Origin of the sequence: Pseudomonas sp. NFXW11, assembly GCF_049887815.1 — a bacterium.
Classification (GTDB): domain Bacteria; phylum Pseudomonadota; class Gammaproteobacteria; order Pseudomonadales; family Pseudomonadaceae; genus Aquipseudomonas.
Map to the genome: position 1 here is coordinate 140,743 of NZ_JAGEKI010000013.1, position 22,089 is coordinate 162,831.

A 22,089-nucleotide genomic window follows, 5' to 3' on the forward strand; every position below is an offset into this window, starting at 1 on the left:
CCCTCAGAACTGGAAGTAAAGGAACGGCGAGAAGCTTTGCGCCGAGAGTTTGAGAATCGAGGCGATGAACAGCAGCAGCACCAGGGCGCGCATGGCGTAGCGCGACCAGTCGGCGCTCCAGTAGGCCGGTTGCACCTGGGCCTCACGCCCGACGAGGTAGCCCGGTTGATGGATGCTGCCGGGCAGGTCGCCAGGCACGGCCTTGATCAGGCCGGGTTCTGCGCTGGCCGGGCCATCGGCCTCGCTGTCGACTTCAGGCTTGGCCTTGACCGGTGCCGGGTTGCGGTACAGGTCACGCAGGCCGAAGAACGCCAGGGTGGCGTAAGCCAGGACCAGGGTCGCCACTTGCAGGCCGGTGAGGCTGGCGCGATTGAGTTCCGACAGCGACCAGTCGCCAAAGCTGAACATGGCGCCGTACATGCGGCCGGCCACGTGCAGGTTCTCGGCGCGGAAGATCACCCAGCCCATCACCACCAGCAGAAAGGTCAGGGCCCAGCGCACCGGGTTCAGGCTGCGCGGCGTGGTGTTGATGCCCAGGGCCTTTTCGATGGCCAGCCACATGCCGTGCCAGGCGCCCCAGACGATGTAGGTGATGTTCGCGCCGTGCCACAGGCCGCCCAGCAACATGGTCAGGAACAGGTTGCGGTAGGTGATCAGGGTGCCTTTGCGGTTGCCGCCCAGAGTGATGTACAGGTAGTCCCGCAGCCAGGTGGAGAGGCTGATGTGCCAGCGCCGCCAGAACTCGGTGATCGACTGGCTGATGTAGGGCTGCTTGAAGTTTTCCATAAAGCGAAAACCCATCATCAGTCCCAGGCCGATGGCCATGTCGCTGTAGCCGGAGAAGTCGAAGTACAGCTGCGCGGTGTAGGCCAGGGCGCCGAGCCAGGCATCGCCGGTGGTGGGGTTTTGCAGGGCGAAGCAATGGTCGGCGACCACCGCCAGGGTGTCGGCGATGAATACCTTCTTGATAAAGCCCTGCATAAAGCGGGTGCAGCCTTCGGAGAACTTGTCCAGGGTGTGGGTGCGGTTGTTGAACTGGTCCGCCAGGTCGCGAAAGCGCAGCACGGGGCCGGCGATCAGGTGCGGGAAGATCGCCACGAACGCCGCGAAGTCGATCAGGTTGCGGGTGGCCGGGGTGTCGCCGCGGTAGACGTCGATGATGTAGCTGATGGACTCGAAGATGTAGAACGAGATACCGATCGGCAGCAGCACGTGGGTCAGGATGAACGGCTCAAGCCCCATTGAAGTCATGATGGCGTTGAGGCTGTCGACGCCGAAGTTGGCGTACTTGAAGTAGCCGAGGATGCACAGGTCCACCGCCACGCCCAACAGCAGCCAGCGCTGGGCGGGTTTGGTGCGCACGCCGGCGGCGCCGACTTTCAGGCCGATCCAGTAGTTCCACAGGGTGACGCCGGCGAACAGCGCCAGGAAGTCCACCCGCCACCAGGCATAGAACACATAGCTGGCGATCAGCAGCAGCAAGTTGCGATAGCGTTGCCCGCTCAAGTAGTACAAGCCGAGAAAGATCGGCAGGAACAGGAACAGGAACACATTGGATGAGAAAACCATCCCGATCTCTCCTTGTTTAACCCATAGTCAGAGGCCGCAGCCCCCCCAAACCCCCCCGTGAAAAACCGGGGAAGCGGTATTGCGTGTACACACCGGTTTGTGGCGAGGGAGCTAGCTCCCGCTCGAGTGCGCAGCACTCGCAAACCTGTCTGATTCATCTATCAAAGCGGCGGTGGCCGGCCCAGCGGGAGCAAGCTCCCTCGCCACAACCGCGTTCAGTCAGCATCTGTCTCAGGAGCCTTTTTCATGGGCCGGGTCGTAGACCTTGGTCAGGTCGCCCCCCAGGCGGAAGGTCTTGAACGGCTGCATCTTGTGCTTGCGCTCCAGCACTTCCGGGGCGCAGGCGTAGAGGCTGCAGAAGGGTTCCAGCCAGGCGAATTTCGAGTCGACCTTGAGGTCGGTCATGTCCTGTTGCTTGCCGTTTTTCTTCTCGAAAGTGTCCGGGTCCTTGACCCCGGCCAGCACCCGTTCACCCAGGCGCTTGAGCGCCTCGTGGTTTTCCTGGCGCAGGTCCACGCCGTTGACCTGGGCGAAGCTGGCGATCATTGCCAGGGGCGGCAGGGCGTAGTTGTGGTAGGCCAGGGCACGCTGCTGGCGCTTGAGTTCGTTGGGCAGGAAGCCGTCGGCGTCGACCTGGTTGGCGCCGACCTTGTATTCCTTCACCGCCCAGTCGAACAGGTCGCGGCGGTTGGTGGCCACGGCGGTGGCCATCACCGACCAGGCGGCCCAGTAGGAATGGTTGTTGGTCTTGTCCAGGGGCAGGTTGTCCCAGTCGCTGACCACCTGGTCGGCCAGCTTGCTGAACCAGGCCTCGATCTTCTGCGCCTGCTCCTGGTGGGCCGCCAGGGGGTGAGAGTCGGAGAACTTCAGCCGCAGGTAGGCCGAGGCCATGCTGCCCAGGGCCCATTTGCGCATGGACTTGCCGGTGTGGTTGAAGTCCTTGGACATCAGCGCATCGGCCTGGGCCCAGGCGCTGAGCCAGGCGAGGGTGCAGTCCAACTGCTGCGGACGGCCGTCACGCATAAATTGCATGACCCGCTTGCTGGTGCCGCGCTCGATCTTGGTGATGTCTGCGGTGGTGTCGCGAAAGGCCTGTTCCGACTGCACATTCAGCGTGGCCCGGGCCTTGTCCGAGCCTTCGTACTTGCTGCGAAACTGCAGGGCACCGGTGTAGGGCGCCGGCATGGCGTCGCAGCCTTCGCTGTGGTCAGCGCTCTTGAACTGGTCCACCGGGGCGTAATAACCCTGGGGCGGGCGCAGCGGCGCGGCGGCCTGGGCGCTGCCGGCGACCATGGCCAGGCCCAGCAGGCTGGGGATCAGCAAGCGTTTGAAGTCTGTGCTGTGCATGGGATACCTCATTGCCCGATCTGCGCGGTGCGTTGCTCCGCGCTCGGGAATACGTTGCGTTGGCAAATTTGCGCTTCGACCTTCTGCCCGGCTGCACCCGCTTCCGGGCCCTGGATTTCCACCGCCAGCAGGTTCTGCGAGGCCCAGTCTTCGTCAGTACGCAGTTCGAAGGCGAAGCGCCCGTCGGTGTCGGACGTTTCCGGTTTGTCGATCTTGATGTCCTCGTGGCGCCCGTTCATGTACCAGAGGGTGGCTTGCAAGGTTTTCACCGAGGGATCGGCGAAGCGGATATCGACCTGATGGCTGCTGTTGCGCAGGTCGAGGTTCTTGCTGTTGACCAGCAATTCGTTCTTGCCGGGCTTGAGGGTGGTGCTGCCGGACATTTGCGCGGGCTTGCCCTCGCAGCCGTTGTCCAGCAGGGCCATCATCTGCCGGTAGATGGTTTCCTGATCCAGGCGGTACAGCGGCGAGAATTCCCAGATCAGGATCTTCGGCGGGCTTTTGTGGAATTCGTCGCTGCCCAGGTACTGCAGCATCGAACCTTCCAGGCCGCCCCCGGGGAAGGCCACGTTAAGGATGTCGGCGCCGATGGCTTCTTCCAGGAAGCCGGCGAAGTTGTAGTTCTTGCCGCTGTGGCTGGTGCCCACCAGGGTGATCTGCGGGTTGCCGGCATCGCCGAACAGGTCGCCGTCACCGGCCTCGCCCTTGGGCTCGGTGGTGAACTGGTCCATGTACTGGATGGCGTAGCTGGTGCCGCACAGCTGCCCGGCCATGTTGTGCAGGGTGCCGGTCTTGCCCATGCGCCCGGATCTGTGGGTTTCGAATTCACGCCGTGGAATGTCGGCGAAGGCCGGTAGCTGCTTGACCTTGTCCGCGACGATCTTCGCCGTGCGCTGGGCGCCATAAGGCGTCCAGTGCTGGTCGCCGCGGAAGTAGAAGTCGTGGGCCGGCAGGGTCTCGGGCAGTTGTTCGTTGGTCAACGGCGACAGGTCCGGCACCACGTAGCCCATCTGCGCGAAGCGCCCGAGCATGGCCTTGTAGTTGCTCAGCGCCTTGTCGTAGTCGAAGCGGGCCTTCTCCTCGGGGTTGAGCTTGTTGCGATTCACCAGGCCGCGGGTTGGCTGATAGACCAGCACCAGTTCCACGCCCTTGCTCTTGAACGCCTCGTGCAGCTGCTTGAGGCGACGGTAGCCTTCGGGGGTGGTGTTGAATTCGGTGCGCAAATCTTCCTGGGTGCGGAACAGCCAGTCGCCCTGGGCTTGCACCAGGGTGGTGAAGTTCTGCTGGTAGCGGGTCACGTAGTTCTTCGCATCGTGGGCCGCCGGGCACAGGTTGCAGCAGGGCTCGGCCTTGAAGCTGGGCGCGCTGCCGGCTTCATCGGCGCGGGCAGTGGCACTGGCGGCGAGGATGCCGGCGGTGAGGGCCGAGAGGCCCAGGAACTTGATCAGGTGTGGGTGCATGAAGGTCATCCTCAATCGCGCATTTCGGTCTGGCGTTCGACGGGGTCGATCAACACCGCTTTCTGCTGGCGCACCAGCAGGTCGAGAATTTCATCCTGGCGTTCGCCCAGGACCCCGGAAAAGCTGATGCCGCTGCTCTTGGTCGGTGCCAGCAGGGAAACCCGGTACAGCTCCACGCTCAGGGGCGAGTCGATGGACATCGGGCCGCTGCCATTGGCCGCCAGCTCGCCACCCACCACGATCAGCGAGACCTGGGCGTCGAACGGGTCGAGCTTGATGTCGCGGTCGGTGTCGGTGAGGTCCTTGATGTGGCCGTAGACCCCGGTCAGGCCGTTGGCCATGGCGATGTTTTCGTACAGGCGGATGTTCACGCTGTTGCGAATGCGGATGCCGTGGCGGCGGTTGCTGATCACCTGATTGCCGTAGATCAGGTTGTCGGCACTCTCGTAGAGGGTGATGCCGTCGGTGTGGTTGCGGTAGATCTTGTTGTAGGCGATCAGGTTATTGACGCTGTTGCGGTCGATCACCAGCCCGGAAAGGTGGTTGTCGTAGCTGCGGTTGTTGAAGATGAAGCTGTCGTTCACTTCCCGGGAAATAATGATGCCGTGCTTCTTCTGGGTGCCGTATACGGTGTTGTCGGCAATGATCAGGCCGTGGGAGCGGTCGTGGGGGTCGATGCCGTAGACGATGTTGTCCTTGTAGGTGTTGCCCTTGAGCACGAAGCCCTGGGTTTCGTAGCAGTAGAAGCCGTACCACATGTCGGAGAAGGTCGAGCCGATGATCCAGCCGGTGGGCTCAGGGCGCTTGAGCACCTTGGCCATGTTCGGCGTGTACTGGGAAATGCTCACCCCGTAGGACTTGGAGTTGGCATAGCCGAAGCTGGCCATCTGGCTGTTGACGATGTAGGTCTGGGTGCCGCCCCAGGCCAGCAGGAAGGGGCGGAATTCCTTGGCCGAGCGGAAGCTTGCCGGGCCGTTGTCCTGCTCGCGCCAGCCGGTGATCTTGCTGTCTCGCACAAACAGTTGGCCATCGTTGACCAGGAACGAGCCGCCTTCCTGGGACAGGCGCAGCTCCTGGGTCTGCTTGTCGATTTCCAGAATGCCGTGGCGGCCGACGACGATCGGCAGGCGCGCCAGGTAGACCCCGGGGGCGGTTTCGCTGAAGTACTGCTTGGGCACCTTGGCCGCCAGCTGCTTGAGGTTGACGTAGCCGTCGTCGATAAAGATCGCCTGGGGAATGCCGTGCTGGCGCACCACCCACTCGGCCATCTTGTTGTCGCCGCCGATAAAGTCCTTCAGGGCGTCTTCCTGCATCATCCGGCGCAGGCTGATCTTGCCTGGCTGGCTGCGCACGATCTTTGCCGCAACGGCTTCGGCGGTGTAGCCGGAAAGGTCGGGCAGGGTCGGCTTGGCCAGGGCCAGGGGTTCGGTGGGGGCGCTGCTGACGGTGTAGGTCTTGGCCTGCTGCAGGCCCTTGGCGAGGGTCGGCGCCTTGGCCGCCTCGACACTGGCCAGGGCCGCGCTGCTGGCCAGCAGCAGCGCGCCGGCCAGCAGGCTCAGGGAGCCTCTGTGGCGCGCACTGTTGACGGGGTAGTGAGTCATCTCGGGCACTCCTTTGGCGCTTCGCATCAGAAGCGCCAGATCACGTCGATAAAGGCGCGGTGCATGTAGGAGTCGACCTCTTTGCCGTAGGCGTCGCCGGGCTTGAACACGCCGCCACGAAAACGCACCAGGGCCGAAGGTTCATCGATCGACTGGCTCAGGGCCGCCGGCAACAGGCCTTGCTTGAAGTACTTGGTGACCACCAGGTCCATCTCCTGGCCGAGGTCTTTCTTGCCGTCTTGCAGGGGCAGCGAGGTGCTGCTGAGCAGGGCGCCGGTGGCGTCGTCGTAGTTGTTGTCCACCGCGTTGATGCCGGTGCTGCCCACGGGCTTGTTGCCGTCCACGCGCCAGAACTTGTGGTAGACCAGGCTGGCGTCGTAGTCCTCGCGCAACTGCCAGGAGCCGAACAGGGTGGCGCTCTGGGTGTTGTTCATCTCGCCGCGAAAGGCCTCGCCGAAACGGTGCACCCGGGAGCGGGTGCCGGTGTAGTTGGAACGGTTGCTGTGCAGGCCGTTCTGCTCGTAGTCGGCGCTGGCCCGGGCGTAGGCCGCGCCCACTTGCCAGTTCGGATCGAGGCGCAGGCGCACGCCGAGGTCGGTGGCCCAGCCGTCGAGGTTGTCGCCACGCTTGGCCTGGCTCGGGCGGCTGCCATCGGCGTTCAGCGGGTTGACCGTGTCGCGGTCGCCGCGCATGCCGGTGAGGCTGGCCCAGTAGTTGACGGTATTGGTGTTGCGCCAGTTGTAGGCGTCGCTGTTGGCTTCCAGGCCGAGCCAGGTCAGGTCGCCGTTCTGCTTCTTGTCCAGCGGGTCGCTGGCCACGCCGGGCTGGGCATAGTCGAGCTTGCCGTCGTCGTGGGTATGGTGGGCGCGAATGCCAGCCCAGTGGCCGGGGGTCCATTGGTAGGCGGCGTCGGCGTACAGGTGCAGGCGGTCCTTGTCCTTGGGCGCCAGCTCCTTGAGGTCGGTGCGGTATTCGCTGAAGCGCTCGGCGGCCCCCAGGTTGGCCCGCAGCAGGGTGGTGTCGAAGGTCCAGTTGAGGGCTTCGATGTTGGTGTCGCGCCATTGCCCGTCGTCGTTGCGCAGGCGCTGACGACCGAACTTCAACTGCTCTCCGGGGTAGGCGGTGAAGCCGCTGTAGCCGACCCAGAACTCGCGCATGGCCAGGTAGTTCTTCTTGGCCTTGCGGTCGTCGTTGCTGGACTGCTGGCTGGCGTCGTCGCCGGACTGTTGCAGGGTGTCGGTTTCGATTACATCGGTGGAGGTTACCGCCTGGCCCATGGCGTAGGCGCTCCAGTTGCCGCTTTCGCCATAGACCCAGGGCCGCAGGTCGAGGCCCAGGCCGTTGACGTCGCCGCCGCGCTGGGTGCCGAGGTCGCGATCGTCCTCGGACTGGCCGGTGATCTTCACTTCCAGGCCGAAGTTCTGGGTATCGCTGACGGCCGCCAGCGACGGGGTCGCCCAGATCAGCGTCAGGCCCAGGCTCAGCAGGCTGAGGCGGGCAGGGCATGGATGAGTGAACAGGGGCTTGAGCTTCATAGGGATTCCTCGCCGTCTTGTTCCTGCAGCGCGTGCAGTTGCAGCGTGTTCTGGGTCAGGGCGCCACGTACCGCCTGTTCCTGTTGCAGCAGGCGCAGGGCTTCGGCGCGCTGGCCGGGGGGCAGTTGTTGATCCAGCTGCTGGGCCAGTTCATTGGCCTGGGGCGTGTCCTGGGCCTTGGCCAGCTGGCTGAAGACATAGGCGTTGACCGGGTCGGGACGGGTGCCACGGCCCTGGGAAAACAGCTGGGCAATGGCGAAGTCGGCGCTGTTCTGGCCGTTGCGCGCGGCCGTCAGCAGGTGGTCCAGGGCTTTTTGCGGGTACACCTGGCCCAGGTAACCACGGCGGTAGATCTGCCCCAGGTAGTAGTCGGCGGCCACTTCGCGGCCCTGGGCCTTCTTGAAGTGTTCCTCGGCCACCTTGGCGTCCGCCGGCACCCACTTTCCTTCGTAGTAGAGCTTGCCCAGCAGCAGCTCGGCCCGGGGCTGGTCGGCGGCGCGGCCGTTGTCCAGGTACTGCATCATCTTGTCCACGTCCCCCAGCTCGGGGAAGTCGTAGAGCAGTTGCGCCAGGCTGACCCAGGACGCCGGGTAGCCAGGGGCCACGTGTTCCAGCAGGGCCTGGGCGGTCTTTTCGTCCGGCTTGCCGAGGCTGGCATCGCCCAGCACCCGGGCCACGCTGTCGACCCGCTGGGCGCTGATGCTGCCACGGCTGTAGCCGGCCTGCAGTTGCTGGATCAGTGCCGCCTGCTGCTCCGGCTGGCCGCGCTTCTGATAGACGCTGGCCAGTTCCACGTAGCAGATGTCGGTGCTGTTGAGAGCGGCCTTGCAGATCTTTTCCACTTCATCCAGGTGCTGGTCGTAGCTGCCCTGGGTGCGGTACAGCAGCACCTGGGCCAGGCCGGCTTCGGGGTAGCCGGCGGTACGCCACTGGCTGATCTGCTGCTGCGCATTGATGTTGGGGAAGCTGTGGGGGTATTGCAGGTAGAGCATCGCCAGGGGGATCAGGGTGTTGCCTTCGCCATGGGCAAAGGCTTTCTTCAGCAGGCCCTCGGCTTCTTGCCGCTCGGCCTCGGTGGCACCGGGCTTGGCCGCCAGCAGGCGACCCAGGCGCGCCTGGGCCCGAGGCGAAGTGTCGGCCGCGGCGCGGTAGGTGGCCTCGGCCTGTTTGATCTGCGCCGGGTCGCGGCTTTCCACCTGGATATCCGCCAGGCCCACTTGCGCTTCGCTGTAGCCCAGGTCCGCCAGTTGGCGATAGTTCTGTTGCGCCAGGGCGGTGTCGCCGCGTTTCAGGGCTTCGTTGGCCAGGCGCTGGTCGGGCAGGCCGGCGCAACCGGCCAGGCTCACGGCCAGCGCCAGGGAGCACAGGGCCAGATGGCGGCGCCTGTAGGAGCGAGCTTGCTCGCGATCGAGTGCGCAGCACTCGCCAATGAAAAGGCTAGTCACAGGCATGTCCTCCGCTTAGAGACCGGCGGCCATGGCTTTGTCGATCAGCCAGTTCAGCGAGGGGCCGCGGTCGCTGCTGACTTCCACCGGGCGGCCGGCGAAGGCGCTGCTCAGGGGCGCGTCGGGCTTGATCTGCACGCGGATATCGGAGGACAGGTCATTGCTGTTGAGGCTGGTGCTGCTGACGATGGTGCCGCTGCGCACTTCATCCTCGCCGGCGATCTGGAAATTAACCCGGGTGCCCGGGCGCACGTCGCCGAACTGGCGGTAGGAGAAACGAGCCTCGACATTGGCCTGGGTGCCTCGTGGCACCAGTTGGAAGATCACCTCGCCCTTGCTCGCGTACTGCCCGTCAGCCACCAGCTGCTGGGCCACGGTGCAGTCGCAGGGGGCGGTCAGGGTGCCGGTCATCTGCTTGCCGAACAGCTCCTCGACCTTGGCCGGTTGCAACTGGTTTTCGTCCAGGTGGCCCTTGAGCACGTCCAGCATGCTGCTGCTGAAGCTGGCCAGGGGCGCGCCCTTGGCCACCTCGCCGTGGGTTTGCACCAGGCTTTGCACGGTGCCGTCGCGGGGCATGGTCACGTTCATCCCCGGCACGTTGACCAGCCCGGCCTGGGCGTGGCTGACGAAGTACATGCCGTACACCGACTTGAGAATGAAGCCGAAGGCCGCGAGGCCGACGACGAAGATCGCGGCGCTGAAGGTCACCGCCCGCAGGCGGCCCAGGGCGCTCATGCCGCTGCCGCTGTCCTTGCTCTTGCGCGCCTTGGTGAAGTTGTCGCGCTGCAGGGTGGCGAGCACGTCGCCCATGCTGACGATGTCGCCGGCCAGGTGCGAGGTGATCAGGTGGCGCAGGGTGGAGATGTCCTGGGGCTCGAGGTTCTGGAACTGGCAGCCGACGCGGCCGCTCTGGCGATCGAAGGAGCGGATCTGCAGTTCCACATCCATGGCCAGGCCGAGGTTGTCGATGACGAACTGCAGGCGGCCCTTGTGCACGGAGCCGATGCTCAGCATCTGCTGCCCGGCGTTGAAGCTCAGGCCGCCGGCGGAGAGGTCGTGGACCCGCACTTCCAGAGGCTTGGCCTCGCTGCCGAAGAAGCGCAGCTTGGCCGGGATCTTGACCCGGGCGTGCTGGCGTTGGGCTTCGGATTCATGCACTACGTTGACGTTCACGGCGGTGTTCATAGAGTCGATTTCCTAATGAGTTCAGGCAAGGCGGTTCAGACCATCAGCAGCAGTACGGCGACAAATACGCTGCCGGCGGAGAAGGTCATGGTCCGAGACGACCAGGTGTTGAACCAACGTTGAAAACTGGCCAGGTCGCGGGTCAATTTGGTGTCCTGGCGGGTCCAGGATTGCTGGTCGAGGCGGAAGAACACGTAGATCTTCACCAGGGCGCCGACGATCTGGTTGTAATAGAGAATCAGCGGGTAGGCCGGGCCGATGCGGTGTCCCGAGCAGGACAGCAACAGGGTCAGGATCAAGCGCGTAATGCCGATCCACAGCAGGTAGGCGAGGATGAAGGCGGTGCCGTACTTGAAGCTGGCGATGATGGCCACGGTGAGCCCCAGCAAGGAGGTCCACATCGACACCCGCTGGTCGAACAGCACCACGCTGGTGAACAGCCCCAGGCGTTTCATGCCCAGGCCCAGGGCCCGGGAGTTCTGCCGCAGGTTGTTGCCGTACCAGCGAAACATCAGCTTGCGGCTGGCCTTGATAAAGCTCTTCTCCGGCGGGTGCTCCACGGTGTTGATCGCCGCGTCGGGCACGTAGAAGGTGTCGTAGCCCAGGCGCATCAGGCTGAACCAGCTGGATTTGTCGTCACCGGTGAGGAACTTGAAGCGGCCCAGGCGCCAGTGCTGCAGGGAGTCGCTTTCCACATCGGCGATAAAGTCCGGGTCGGTGACCACGGTGGCGCGAAACACCGACATGCGCCCGGTCATGGTCAGCACGCGCTTGGACAGGGCCATGGAGCACATGTTGATGTGGCGCTGGGCGAAGCGCAGCTTGTGCCACTCGCTCATGACGTAGCCGCCGCGCACTTCGCAGAATTCATTGGTGGTCAGGCCGCCGACATTGCCGAACAGCTGGAACCAGGGCACGGTCTTGCGCACCACGCCTGCGCCGAGCACCGTGTCGCCGTCGATCACCGCCACCACGGCGCGGCTGTCCGGCAGGTGGCGGGAGATGGCGCGGAAACCGAAGGCCAGGCCGTCGCGCTTGCCGGTACCGGGAATGCGCACGAAGTCCAGCTTGACCCGCTCTGGCGGGTTCATCCGCGCCCACAGGCTTTTCACCAGCAGCTCGTCGGACATCTCCACGATCGAGCAGACCACGGTGGTGGGGAAGCCGCAGTCGATGGCTTCGCGGATCACCGAGCCGTAGACCTGGGCGGTGGTCAGGGCGTCGATGCGAAAGCTGGTGACCATCAGGTACACATGGGACGGGTCCGCCGCGCTGCCGAGCTTGCGCACCTTGCGCCGCAGGTACGGGTAGACCACGTAGAGAAACAGCATGCCGCGCACGAAATGCGTGGCACCCATGGAGTAGCGCCAGATGCCCACGGCGCCAATCAGGAAAATGAAGTCCTTGGACTGCGAGTCGAAGGTCGAGGCCGGCAGCAACAGCGCCATGCCCATCAGCAAACTCAAGTAAAACAGCCAACCGGCGGCCTGGAGCAGGCCGTGCTTTAGCCTGTGCATAAGCGAAGTCCTAAAATCAGTTGCCAGCTCCAAGCCGCAAGCTTCAAGCGTGGTGCTCTCACTTGCGGCTGGAGGCTCGAAGCTTGCCGCTGCTTTACCAGCAGATGCCTTCGGTACGGCCCTGGGTGCAGGTGGCCTTGGACATGAAGCCCACCAGGTCGATGACCTGCTTGCCCTGGGGCACGTGTTCGGCCAGGGCGCGGAACTTCTCGTCGCGGTTGCCGAGGATGATCAGGTCGGAGTTGTCGATCACCGCGTCGAAGTCCGAATTGAGCAGGGACGAGACGTGGGGGATCTTCGACTCGATGTAGTCCTTGTTGGCGCCGTGCACTCGGGCGTACTCGACATTGCTGTCGTAGATGCTCAGGTCGAAGCCCTTGCCGATGAGCATTTCCGCCAGTTCCACCAGGGGGCTCTCGCGCAGGTCGTCGGTGCCGGCCTTGAAGCTCAGGCCGAGCAGGGCGACCTTGCGCTTGTCGTGGCTGGAAACGATGTCGAAGGCGTTCTGCACCTGGGATTCGTTGCTGCGCATCAGCGAGTTGAGCAGCGGTGCCTGCACGTCCAGGGCGCCGGCGCGGTAGGTCAGGGCGCGCACGTCCTTGGGCAGGCACGAGCCGCCGAAGGCGAAGCCCGGGCGCATGTAGTACTGGGACAGGTTGAGGGTCTTGTCCTGGCAGACCACGTCCATCACATCCCGGCCGTCCACACCCACCGCCTTGGCGATGTTGCCGATCTCGTTGGCGAAGGTGACCTTGGTCGCGTGCCAGACGTTGCAGGTGTACTTGATCATCTCGGCCACTTCGATGTCCTTGCGGATGATCGGCGCGTCGAGCTCTTCGTACAGCGCTTGCAGCACATCGCCGGACGCCTGGTCGTACTGGCCGATGACGGTCATGGGCGGGAAGTCGTAGTCCTTGATCGCGGTGCTTTCACGCAGGAACTCGGGGTTCACCGCCACGCCGAAATCCACCCCGGCCTTCTTGCCCGAGCAGTCTTCGAGGATCGGGATCACCACGTTCTTCACCGTGCCCGGCAGCACTGTGCTGCGCACCACGATGGTGTGGCGGGTGGCCTTGTCGCGCAGTACGAAGCCGATCTCGCGGCACACCGATTCGATGTAGTCCAGTTCCAGGTCGCCGTTCTTCTTGCTTGGGGTGCCGACGCAGATCATCGACAGGTCGGTATCGCGAATGGCTTCGGCGAAGTTGGTGGTACCGCGCAGACGAGCGGTCTGAATTCCTTGAGCCAGAAGTTCACCCAGACCCGGTTCGACAATCGGTGATTTGCCAGCGTTGATCAGGTCGATCTTATCTTTGGAAATATCCACGCCAACCACTTCATGGCCCCGTGCAGACAGGCAACCGGCACAGACTGCACCGACGTAACCCAAACCAAATATGCTGATGCGCATCGCATTTACCTCTGTGTTATTCACGCCATTAGATGGCCGGAGTTAATGTTTGCCAGCTGTTGTTGCGCACTCGGAAGTACAGCGAAGTTCGCTGTAGTGCCGCGTGCAGGCAGACTAAGTTCCGAGTGACTAAATAAATGCACTCAAGTTGTGCACAACCGATCCTTGTTGTTTTGCTTTGCCCTTGAATGTTGCCGGCGGCTCCTGCTGCAGGTGCCTCGAGAAAACCATCCGACATCCTGTGGATGGCTGGATGCCACGTCGTGCGGGCTCTCCAGTTGGTTTTCGCGGTCCTTGAAGGCCGGCTGGTCCTTGGCTTGTTAGGGGGTAGTTGGGTTCCTTATCTCCTGGTGCTTACCCTTTAGTTAAAGTTTGTGAGTCATTGGTCAAACCAATATCTGCACTAGCTTAGTTTCAATGGGCTCCATGTAAGTCATCTCTTACAAAGTCGTTGAGAATCGTTACCGGTGGTATGAACGGTGTCTGCGGGCATAGTTCCGGCCCACTCATCCTGTTTTTCGACATTTCTTGAAATATTGAAAAAGATGGCACTGCTTTCAAATTGATAGCACTAAGGGTTTCGCCCTTTAGTTATGGGGAGTTGCCAGGCGGGGATGTTTTTGTGCCACTACCGGATAAAAAAAGTGGTGCCACTACTGAAAAAATTTGGGGCTGTCGAGTGAAAGAAAGTTTATGCAGAAAATGAAGTTGTTTTTATGGCGCCAAAAAAATGACTTGTTGCGAGGGGAGTGTGCGGCGGATCACATTCTGCCGTGCGCATCGATGGTCGATGAGCACGGCACGAGGGATAGCTTTATTCCGCAGGGTGGTCGCGGAGGAATACCAGGTTGTCGGCTTTCGATTGTTCGGCGCTGAAACGGTAACCCTGGACATCGAACTGCTTGAGCTGGGCCGGGTCGTTGATGCGTTCCTGGATCACAAAACGGCTCATCAGGCCGCGGGCCTTCTTGGCATAGAAGCTGATGATCTTGTACTGGCCGTTCTTCAGGTCCTTGAACTCGGTATTGATGATCCGCGCGTTCAGGGCCGTGCGCTTGACCGCCGAGAAGTACTCGTTGGAGGCCAGGTTCAGCAGCAGGTCGTCGCCTTGCTCGGCCAGAGCCTCGTTTAGCCATTCGCTGATACGGGTGCCCCAGAAGGCGTAGAGGTCCTTGCCTCGGGCGTTGGCCAGCTTGGTGCCCATTTCCAGGCGATAGGGCTGCATCAGGTCCAGGGGGCGCAGCAGGCCATAGAGGCCGGAGAGCATGCGCAGGTGCTGCTGGGCGTAGTCGAAATCCGCCTCGCCGAGGGTTTCGGCGTTGAGCCCGGTGTAGACGTCGCCCTTGAATGCCAGCAGCGCCTGCTTGGCGTTGGCCGGGGTAAAGGCCGGGGTCCAGCTGCCGAAGCGCGCGGCGTTGAGGCCACCGATCTTGTCGGAGACGTGCATCAGCTCGCTGATCTGTGCCGGGGTCAGTTCCCGCAGTTGCTGGATCAGTTCCTGGGAGTGGTCGAGGTATTGCGGCTGGGTAAAGCGCTGGGTTACCGGCGGCGTCTGGTAATCGAGGGTCTTGGCGGGGGAAATCACCATCAGCATTGAGTCGTCTCCTTTAAGCGTCGGGGGATTCTAGGGATTTGGGCGCCCGGACTCCACCTATCAAGGCGATAGCTGACGCATGGCAGAAGCCGGGTGGTGGCGAGGGAGCTTGCTCCCGCTGGAGTGCGCAGCGCTCCCGACAGGGCCCTCGCGGTATTGCTGGCGGATCGGGGCGGCTGTATTGGGGCCGCTTCGCGACCCAGCGGGAGCGAGCTCCCTCGCCACAGTGAGCACCGCAGATCGGCTATAGTGCCGCGCGGGTTCTGTTCTGGAGACTTCCCTTTTGCGTATCGCGTTTTTCTTCTCGGCCTGGCTCTTGAGTTGCAGCGTGCTGGCGGCACCTAATAATGAGGTGGCGACCCTGGATCGCAGCACCTGGCCGGAAAAGATCGACAACCCGACCCTGTTCGATGTCGCCTCGCGGGCCGAGATCCTTACCTTCGCTCGCGCCCTGCTGGTCAGCGAAGCCTGGGACGAGGCCTCCCTGAAGCAGCGCCTGGGCCTGCGCATGATCAACATGGCGGCGATCAACGAGCTGCGCCAGCAGTTGTGGCCGCGCCTGCTGGAAAACTACAACTTCGCCCAGCAAAGCTGCGACCAGGACGCCTCGTTCTGCTACCTGGTGGAAAACCTGCAGCAGCTGCGCAAGCAGGCCGGCAAGTTCCAGCTGGCCCAGGATTCCTACTACGCACGCTGGGGGGAGCCGGCCCGGACCTTCCACGAACACTACCTGGACGAACTGCTGCGCAAGGCGGCGCTGTGGCCGCAGACCAGCAGCGAGGTGCTGCGCTTTGGCGATTACGAGCGCAATGGCGATGGGCTCAATGACCGGCTGTTCCTGCTGAGCTTCGACAGCGCCGCCAACCTGGCGCCGGACAATACCCCCTGGCTCACCGATTACCTGCGCAAGGCCAACCTGAGCGGCACCTTCTTTGTGTTGGGCAACGATATCCAGAACCGCCTCGAGCAGGCCTCGGTGGCCAGCCTGCAGTCCCTGTATTCCCGGCAGTGCGTAGGGGTTCAAGGCTGGGAATACCGTTCCCACAGCCATTGGCAGGATTGGCAATATTCGATCCAGCGCAGCGCCGATCTGCTCAAGGGCAAGCTACCGGAAAACTACGTGCCGCTGTTCCGCCCGCCCTACGGGCAACGGCGTGCCGATGCCCAGGGCTTCTTCAATGCCCAGGGCATGCAGGTGGCGCTATGGAACATCGACGCCCAGGACGGTGCCGGCAAGCTCAAGGCCGAGGACAGTGGCCAGCGGGTGCTGACCCTGATGCTGCTGTGGCGACGCGGGGTGATTGCCTTCAATGCCAAGCAGGATGGGGTCAAGAGCAGCCTGCCCTGGTTGCTGGCACAGACCGCGCAGAGCGGCATCGGCTGGGAGGATTGTCAGGACGCGTTTCGCTGAAGGCGAGAAATGCCCGGAAATACGGGGCAAGGGCGTTGAAAGAGGCGGAAAAGGTGGGGATTTCACGGCAGGCGGACTTCCGACTTTAACGGTGCCCGGGCAGCCCGCCAAGGGCTTTTCGTCAGCCTGAAAAATAAACATCAAAAAAGCGTCAAGGTGCGTTTTCCTGTCACGGTTTTTGGAGTATTACGAACTCAGACCGCCGAAACCTGCGACACAGGTGGCGTCTCCCAAGACTCCTTGTGTGCAGACCACTTCAACCCCTCAGGGTGAACTTTCGGTGGTCTTTCGAGGCGCGGCACCCCATGGTGTTGCGTCGACTGGCTCCCACATAAGGTGACCGAGTATGGATGACCACGGACGTAGATCTTCTTCCAACCAGCCAATCCTTTATGTACTCGATACCAACGTATTGATTCACGATCCCAACGCCCTGCTGAATTTCGAAGAACACCACGTCGCCATCCCCATGACCGTGCTCGAAGAGCTGGACAAGCTCAAGAGCGGGCACCACAGCGTGGCTGCAGAATGCCGCCAGGCCATCCGCCTGATCGACAATACCCTGGGCGAGGCCTCCCCCGAGGACGTCGAGCTGGGGGTGCCGATCCAGCGTGGCAAGAGCGGGCCCAAGGGTTTTCTGTCGATCCTGATGAGCAAGCGCAACGAGCCCAACCGCCTGTTGCCGGACAACCTCAACGACAACATCATCATCAACCAGCTGATCGACCTGCACGCGCGCAACAAGGATCAGGCGGTGGTGCTGGTCACCAAAGACATCAACATGCGCCTCAAGGCGCGGGCCTGTGGCATCGCCGCCGAGGACTACAGCACCGACCAGCTGGTGGACGACGTGTCCCTGCTGCCCAATGGTTTCCACAACATGAGCGGCTCGTTCTGGGACCGTGTGAGCAAGGTGGAAACCCGCCAGGACCACGGTCGTACCTGGCACCAGGTGCAGCTCACCGACAACCTGCCGGCGGTGCATATCAATGAATTCATCATCGACGAGCAGGGCTTCGTCGGCTGGATCAAGGAGATCCGTGCCGATGTGCTGCTGATCCTCGACCTGCATCAGGAACCCCTGTTGCACCAGGAAGCCTGGGGCCTGAAACCACGGGACATCTACCAGGGGCTGGCGCTGTATGCGCTGCTCGATCCGGATATCCACCTGGTCAACCTGTCCGGCGCCGCGGGCTCCGGCAAGACCATCCTGGCCCTGGCCGCGGCCATCGAGCAGACCATGGTCAGCAAGCGCTACCGGCGCATCATCGCCACCCGCAGCGTGCAGGGGCTGGACCAGGAGATCGGCTTCCTGCCGGGCACCGAAGCGGAAAAAATGGAACCCTGGCTGGGGGCCATTACCGACAACCTCGAAGCCCTGCATATGGACGACGAGAACACCCATGGCAGCGTCGACTACATCCTCAGCAAGGTGCCGTTGCAGTTCAAATCCCTGAACTACATTCGGGGTCGCAGCTTCCAGCAGAGCCTGATCCTGATCGACGAATGCCAGAACCTCACCCCGCACCAGATGAAGACCATCATCACCCGTGCCGGCGCCGGTTCCAAAGTGGTGTGCCTGGGCAACCTGGCACAGATCGATACCCCTTACCTGTCGGCCACCAGCTCGGGGCTGACCTACCTCACCGAACGCTTCAAGGACTTCCCCAACGGCGTGCACATCACCCTGCAAGGGGTGCCGCGCTCGATCCTCGCCGAATACGCGGAAAGCCATCTGTAACGATCCTGGAAACAACACGGGCGGCCCTGGGGCCGCCCGTTTTTTTTGCGGCATGGCGTCTCAGGCCAGTTGCTGCAGTTCTTCCTCGGCCTGGGAGCGGCTGTGGCTGCGGGCCATCAGGCTGTAGATCGAGGGCAGCACGAACAGGGTGAACAGGGTGCCCACCAGCATGCCGATAACGATCACCAGCCCCAGGCCGAAGCGGCTGCTGGCGCCGGCGCCGGAGGAGAACAGCAGCGGCACCAGGCCCACCACCATGGCGGCAGTGGTCATGAGGATCGGCCGTAGGCGAATCCGCGCCGCGCGAATGATCGCCTGCACCGGTGAGCAGCCCTGGGCGGCCTGCAGCTCGTTGGCGAACTCCACCATCAGGATGCCGTGCTTGCTGATCAGGCCGATCAGGGTCACCAGGCCGATCTGGGTGTAGATGTTGACACTGGCCAGGCCCAGCGCCAGGGGGATCAGCGCCCCGCAGATCGACAGCGGCACGGTGATCAGGATGATCAGCGGATCGCTCAGGCTTTCATACTGCGCGGCCAGCACCATGTAGATCACGATCAGGGCGAACAGGAAGGTCAGCAGCAGGGCGTTGCCTTCATGGATGAACTGTCGTGAATCGGCCTGCCAGTCGTGGCTGAAGCTGGCGGGCAGGGCCTGGCTCTGCTGCTGCAGGAAGGCCACCGCCTGGCCCAGGCTGACCCCCGGCGCGGGGATGCCCTGGAAGGTTGCGGCGTTCTGCTGGTTGAACTGCTTGAGCTTGTTGGGCTGGATGCTGTCCTGCAGGCTGACCACCGTGGACAGCGGCACCTGGGTGCCGCTGTCGGTATCGACGTAGAAACCGTTGAGGGCCTGGGGCGTCAGGCGCTGGGCGGCGCTGCTCTGGGGAATCACGTCGTAGGAGCGGCCTTGCAGGGCGAAGCGGTTGGTGTAGTTCTCGCCGATCAGCACCGCCAGGGTGTTGCCGATGTCCTGCATGCGGATGCCCAGGCTGTTGGCCTTGCTGCGATCGATGCGCACCTCGGTCACTGGGTTGTTGAACTCCAGGTCGCTGTCCACTACCGCGAACAGGCCACTGGCCCGGGCCTTGGCCTTGATCTCCTCCATGGCCTGGTACAGCGAGCGGTAGTCTTCGGTGGTGCGGATCACCAGTTGCACCGGCAGGCCGCCGGTGGACGCCGGCAGCGGCGGCAGTTGGAAGACGAAGATCGAGTTGCCTTCCACGGCGTCGACCTGCTGCTGCAACTGCTGCTGGATGCTGGCGGCGCTGCGCTGGCGCTGCGACCACTCGCTGAAGTTGACCCCGGCGAAGCTCGCCGCGACCCCGTCGTTGCCATTGATGATCCAGGTGCTGACGGTTTCCGGCAGGCCTTGCAGCACGGCGTCCAGCTGGTAGGCGTAGCGCTCGACGTAATCCAGGTTGGCGTGCTGCGGCGACTTGATTGCCAGCAGCAGGTTGCCCTGGTCTTCGTTGGGCGCCAGTTCCTTGCTGGCCTGGCCATACAGCCATGGCAGGCTGAGCAGCACCAGCACGGCAAACGCCAGCACCGCGCCGCGCCAGCGCAGGGAGCGCACCAGGCCGCGCTGGTAGTGGCGCGCCAGGCGGTGGAAGAACTGTTCGGCGAGGCGGCTCATGCGGCCTTCCTGCTGCCCGGCCGGCAGCAGCTTGGCGCACATTACCGGGCTCAGGGTCAGGGCCACCACCCCGGACACCAGCACCGCGCCGGCCAGGGTCAGGGCGAACTCCTTGAACAGCGCCCCGGTGAGCCCGGTCATCAGGCCGATGGGCATGTACACCGCGGCCAGGGTGATGGTCATGGCGATCACCGGCGAGGCGATTTCCCGGGCGCCGACAAAGGCCGCCTGCAACGGCGTGCGACCTTCCTTGAGGTGGCGGTGGATGTTCTCCATGACCACGATGGCGTCGTCCACCACCAGGCCGATGGCCAGCACCATGGCCAGCAGGGTCAGCAGGTTGATGCTGAAGCCGAACAGGTGCATCAGGGCCAGGGCGCCGAGCATCGACAACGGGATGCTGACCACCGGGATCAGCACGCTGCGGGCCGAGCCCAGGCACAGGTAGATGATCGCCACCACGATCAGGATGGCTTCGATCAGGGTCTCCACCACTTCGATGATCGAGGCCTGGATAAAGTGCGCGGTCTCGAACGCCAGGGCCACTTCCACATCCGGCGGCAGGGTTTTCTGGATCTCCGGCAGCAGGCGCTTGATGTCGGCGACGATCAGCAACGGGTTGCCCCTGGGCGTGGCGTACAGGCCCAGGTGTACCGCCGGCTTGCCGTCCATCAGGGCGCTGGTTTCATAGGACGCCGAACCCAGCTCGACCTCGGCCACATCCCGCAGGCGCAGCAGGTGGTCGCCGCGGTTGCTGATGACCATGTCGCGAAATTCGTCGAGGCTGCTGAGGTCGGTGTTGACCTGGATCGAGGAGATCACGTACTGGCCCTTGATCTGCCCGGGGGCGGCCTGGAAGTTGTTGGCGCGGATCGCCTGTTCCACCTGGTTGGCGCTGATGCCATGGCCAGCCATGCGCTGCGGGTCGAGCCACAGGCGCATGGCCAGGCGATGGCCGCCGAAGGTCTCGACCTTGGCCACGCCCTCGATGCTGGCGAACAGCGGCTGCACCACCCGGCTCAGGTAGTCGCTGAGGGCCGAGGCCGACAGCGAGCGGCTGGCGAAGCCGACATAGGCCACCGCCGTGGCGTCGCCGGCGGAGCGTTCGATCACCGGGTCGTAGGCCTGCTCGGGGAGGCGGTACTTGACCTGGTTGACCTTGGCGATCACCTCGCTCAGGGCCCGGGCCGAATCCTGGTTGAGGGCCATGCGCAGGGTGATCAGGCTGCGTCCCTGGACTGAGGACGAGCTGACGTAGTCCACGCCTTCCACCGAGGCCAGGGCCTGGTTGATCGGCTGGGTGACAAAGCCCTGCATCAGCTCCGCCGGGGCTCCGGGATAGTCGGTGGTGACGCTGATCATCGAGCTTTCCAGTAAGGGGTACTGGCGCACCGGCAAGTTGCTGTAGGCCTTGAGGCCGGCCAGCAGGATCAGCAGGCTGACCACCAGCGCCAGCACCGGCCGGCGCACGAACAGATCGGTGAATTTCACGGTGACTCTCCTGTGGCGACGGTGGTGCCGGCATGGCTCGCATCCCCCAGTACGCTATGGGCCACCGGCTCAATCGCGGCACCGTCACTGAGCTTGATCTGTCCGGAAACCACCACCTGGGCGCCGGGCTTCAGGCCGCTGTCGATCACCACCCGGCCGCCGTGGCGGTCGCCGGTCTTGACCGCGACCCGGCGCACGGTGGGGGCGCCCTGGCCGTCCTGGCCCGGCTGCACCACGAACAGCTCTTCGCCGTAGGCGTTATAGGTGACCGCGGTTTCCGGCACGCTCAGGGTGTTGCCGGGCAGCGGCTGGGCCAGGCGCACCCGGGCGAACATGTGCGGCAGGGCGCTGGCCGGCGGGTTTTGCAGGCGCGCCTGGACGCTGAGGGTGCGGGTGCGGTCGAGGAACGGGTCGATGCTGGTCACCTTGGCGCTCAGCGCCTGCTCGGGCAGGGCATCGAGCAGCACTTGCAGGGTTACCCCCGGGCGCAACTGGGACTGGGCCTGTTCCGGCACGCTGAAGTTCACGTACAGGCCCTGGTCGCCCACCAGGTTGATCAGCACATCGCCGGGATTGACGTACTGGCCCAGGTGCACCTTGCGAATGCCCAGGGTGCCGGCGAACGGCGCGCGAATGGTGCGCTGCTCGATTTCTGCGGCCAGCGCCTGCAGGGCGCCCTTGGCGGTGGTCAGGTCGGTCTGGGCGTTGTCGAAGGCTTCCTTGGAGGTGGCATTCACCGACACCAGGCGGCGCAGGCGTTCCAGGCGCACCCGGGCGTTTTCCAGGGTGCCTTGCAGGCGCACCAGGTCGCCGCGTTGCGGCGCATCATTGAGCTGCACCAGCACTTGGCCACGATCGACCCGCTGCCCGGACTGGATCGGCAGGCCGACGATGCGCCCGCCGATTTCCGCCGGCACGCTGACTTGCTGGATGGCTTCCAGCTCGCCTATGGCTTCCAGGTAGCGGGTGAAGGGCTGGGTGCTGGCAGTGGCCACGGCAACCTTGATCGGCGTCGCCGCGTAGGCTTGGGCGCCGGGCCGGGTTTGCTGCCACAGCCACCAGGCCAGGCCGGCGAGAACCGCTAGCGCGACGATCAGCAGCAGTCGCGCGCGCGCAGAGGGGTGCTTGGTTACACCAACGGACACCATGA

The 22,089-nt window shown here is 63.7% G+C and carries 14 protein-coding genes; 2 read left to right on the top strand and 12 right to left on the bottom strand.

The features are described 5' to 3' along the window. Positions 1 to 3: 3 nt before the first annotated feature. From J4P02_RS20360 to yaaA, 10 genes are all read right to left on the bottom strand, one after another. Positions 4 to 1,569: an MBOAT family O-acyltransferase gene (locus tag J4P02_RS20360; protein ID WP_426193537.1), complete on the bottom strand. Its 1,566-nt coding sequence runs from the start codon at positions 1,567 to 1,569 to the stop codon at positions 4 to 6. 231 nt (positions 1,570 to 1,800) lie between these two features. Then, positions 1,801 to 2,916 carry a mannuronate-specific alginate lyase gene (locus J4P02_RS20365; RefSeq protein ID WP_426193539.1) on the bottom strand — a complete coding sequence of 372 codons (1,116 nt, stop codon included), beginning with the start codon at positions 2,914 to 2,916 and terminating at the stop codon, positions 1,801 to 1,803. An 8-nt stretch (positions 2,917 to 2,924) separates the two neighbouring features. Next, positions 2,925 to 4,376, bottom strand: a complete 1,452-nt coding sequence (locus tag J4P02_RS20370) for an alginate O-acetyltransferase (RefSeq protein ID WP_426193541.1) — start codon at positions 4,374 to 4,376, stop codon at positions 2,925 to 2,927. A gap of 11 nt (positions 4,377 to 4,387) precedes the next feature. Continuing rightward, on the bottom strand, positions 4,388 to 5,977 hold the full coding sequence (algG, locus tag J4P02_RS20375; protein ID WP_426193543.1) for a mannuronan 5-epimerase AlgG: 1,590 nt from the start codon (positions 5,975 to 5,977) through the stop codon (positions 4,388 to 4,390). A gap of 26 nt (positions 5,978 to 6,003) precedes the next feature. Next, positions 6,004 to 7,512 carry an alginate export family protein gene (locus J4P02_RS20380; RefSeq protein ID WP_426193545.1) on the bottom strand — a complete coding sequence of 503 codons (1,509 nt, stop codon included), beginning with the start codon at positions 7,510 to 7,512 and terminating at the stop codon, positions 6,004 to 6,006. After that, on the bottom strand, positions 7,509 to 8,963 hold the full coding sequence (gene algK, locus J4P02_RS20385; protein WP_426193547.1) for an alginate biosynthesis TPR repeat lipoprotein AlgK: 1,455 nt from the start codon (positions 8,961 to 8,963) through the stop codon (positions 7,509 to 7,511). The genes J4P02_RS20380 and algK overlap by 4 nt, the downstream gene beginning before the upstream one ends. 9 nt (positions 8,964 to 8,972) lie before the next feature. Then, positions 8,973 to 10,142: an HlyD family efflux transporter periplasmic adaptor subunit gene (locus J4P02_RS20390; RefSeq protein WP_426193549.1), complete on the bottom strand. Its 1,170-nt coding sequence runs from the start codon at positions 10,140 to 10,142 to the stop codon at positions 8,973 to 8,975. A 35-nt stretch (positions 10,143 to 10,177) separates the two neighbouring features. Continuing rightward, the gene (alg8, locus tag J4P02_RS20395) at positions 10,178 to 11,659 is read right to left on the bottom strand and encodes a mannuronan synthase (protein WP_426193551.1); all 1,482 of its coding nucleotides are present in this window, start codon (positions 11,657 to 11,659) and stop codon (positions 10,178 to 10,180) included. Positions 11,660 to 11,753: 94 nt separating this feature from the next. Beyond that, positions 11,754 to 13,070, bottom strand: coding sequence for a nucleotide sugar dehydrogenase (locus tag J4P02_RS20400; RefSeq protein WP_426193553.1), 1,317 nt, complete (start codon positions 13,068 to 13,070; stop codon positions 11,754 to 11,756). Positions 13,071 to 13,884: 814 nt separating this feature from the next. After that, positions 13,885 to 14,664 (bottom strand): peroxide stress protein YaaA, encoded by a 780-nt coding sequence (gene yaaA, locus J4P02_RS20405; protein ID WP_426193555.1) that lies wholly within the window; start codon positions 14,662 to 14,664, stop codon positions 13,885 to 13,887. Positions 14,665 to 14,947: 283 nt separating this feature from the next. Here yaaA and J4P02_RS20410 point away from each other — a divergent pair, with 283 nt between their 5' ends. Next, the gene (locus tag J4P02_RS20410; RefSeq protein ID WP_426193557.1) at positions 14,948 to 16,075 is read left to right on the top strand and encodes a polysaccharide deacetylase family protein; all 1,128 of its coding nucleotides are present in this window, start codon (positions 14,948 to 14,950) and stop codon (positions 16,073 to 16,075) included. Positions 16,076 to 16,421: 346 nt separating this feature from the next. After that, on the top strand, positions 16,422 to 17,816 hold the full coding sequence (locus J4P02_RS20415; protein ID WP_426193559.1) for a PhoH family protein: 1,395 nt from the start codon (positions 16,422 to 16,424) through the stop codon (positions 17,814 to 17,816). 60 nt (positions 17,817 to 17,876) lie between these two features. On the opposite strand, the gene J4P02_RS20420 is transcribed toward J4P02_RS20415, so the two are convergent. Both J4P02_RS20420 and J4P02_RS20425 read right to left on the bottom strand, forming a co-directional pair. Next, on the bottom strand, positions 17,877 to 20,939 hold the full coding sequence (locus tag J4P02_RS20420; RefSeq protein ID WP_426193561.1) for a MexW/MexI family multidrug efflux RND transporter permease subunit: 3,063 nt from the start codon (positions 20,937 to 20,939) through the stop codon (positions 17,877 to 17,879). Beyond that, positions 20,936 to 22,087, bottom strand: a complete 1,152-nt coding sequence (locus J4P02_RS20425; RefSeq protein ID WP_426193563.1) for an efflux RND transporter periplasmic adaptor subunit — start codon at positions 22,085 to 22,087, stop codon at positions 20,936 to 20,938. The genes J4P02_RS20420 and J4P02_RS20425 overlap by 4 nt, the downstream gene beginning before the upstream one ends. Positions 22,088 to 22,089: the final 2 nt, after the last annotated feature.

What these genes read in the sequence shown, in the direction of transcription:
- yaaA (WP_426193555.1), bottom strand. Translation starts at nt 14,664, where the DNA reads ATGCTGATGGTGATTTCCCCCGCCAAGACCCTCGATTACCAGACGCCG.
- J4P02_RS20425 (WP_426193563.1), bottom strand. Translation starts at nt 22,087, where the DNA reads ATGGTGTCCGTTGGTGTAACCAAGCACCCCTCTGCGCGCGCGCGACTG.
- algG (WP_426193543.1), bottom strand. Translation starts at nt 5,977, where the DNA reads ATGACTCACTACCCCGTCAACAGTGCGCGCCACAGAGGCTCCCTGAGC.
- J4P02_RS20370 (WP_426193541.1), bottom strand. Translation starts at nt 4,376, where the DNA reads ATGCACCCACACCTGATCAAGTTCCTGGGCCTCTCGGCCCTCACCGCC.
- J4P02_RS20360 (WP_426193537.1), bottom strand. Translation starts at nt 1,569, where the DNA reads ATGGTTTTCTCATCCAATGTGTTCCTGTTCCTGTTCCTGCCGATCTTT.
- alg8 (WP_426193551.1), bottom strand. Translation starts at nt 11,659, where the DNA reads ATGCACAGGCTAAAGCACGGCCTGCTCCAGGCCGCCGGTTGGCTGTTT.
- J4P02_RS20390 (WP_426193549.1), bottom strand. Translation starts at nt 10,142, where the DNA reads ATGAACACCGCCGTGAACGTCAACGTAGTGCATGAATCCGAAGCCCAA.
- J4P02_RS20400 (WP_426193553.1), bottom strand. Translation starts at nt 13,070, where the DNA reads ATGCGCATCAGCATATTTGGTTTGGGTTACGTCGGTGCAGTCTGTGCC.
- J4P02_RS20415 (WP_426193559.1), top strand. Translation starts at nt 16,422, where the DNA reads ATGGATGACCACGGACGTAGATCTTCTTCCAACCAGCCAATCCTTTAT.
- algK (WP_426193547.1), bottom strand. Translation starts at nt 8,963, where the DNA reads ATGCCTGTGACTAGCCTTTTCATTGGCGAGTGCTGCGCACTCGATCGC.
- J4P02_RS20365 (WP_426193539.1), bottom strand. Translation starts at nt 2,916, where the DNA reads ATGCACAGCACAGACTTCAAACGCTTGCTGATCCCCAGCCTGCTGGGC.
- J4P02_RS20380 (WP_426193545.1), bottom strand. Translation starts at nt 7,512, where the DNA reads ATGAAGCTCAAGCCCCTGTTCACTCATCCATGCCCTGCCCGCCTCAGC.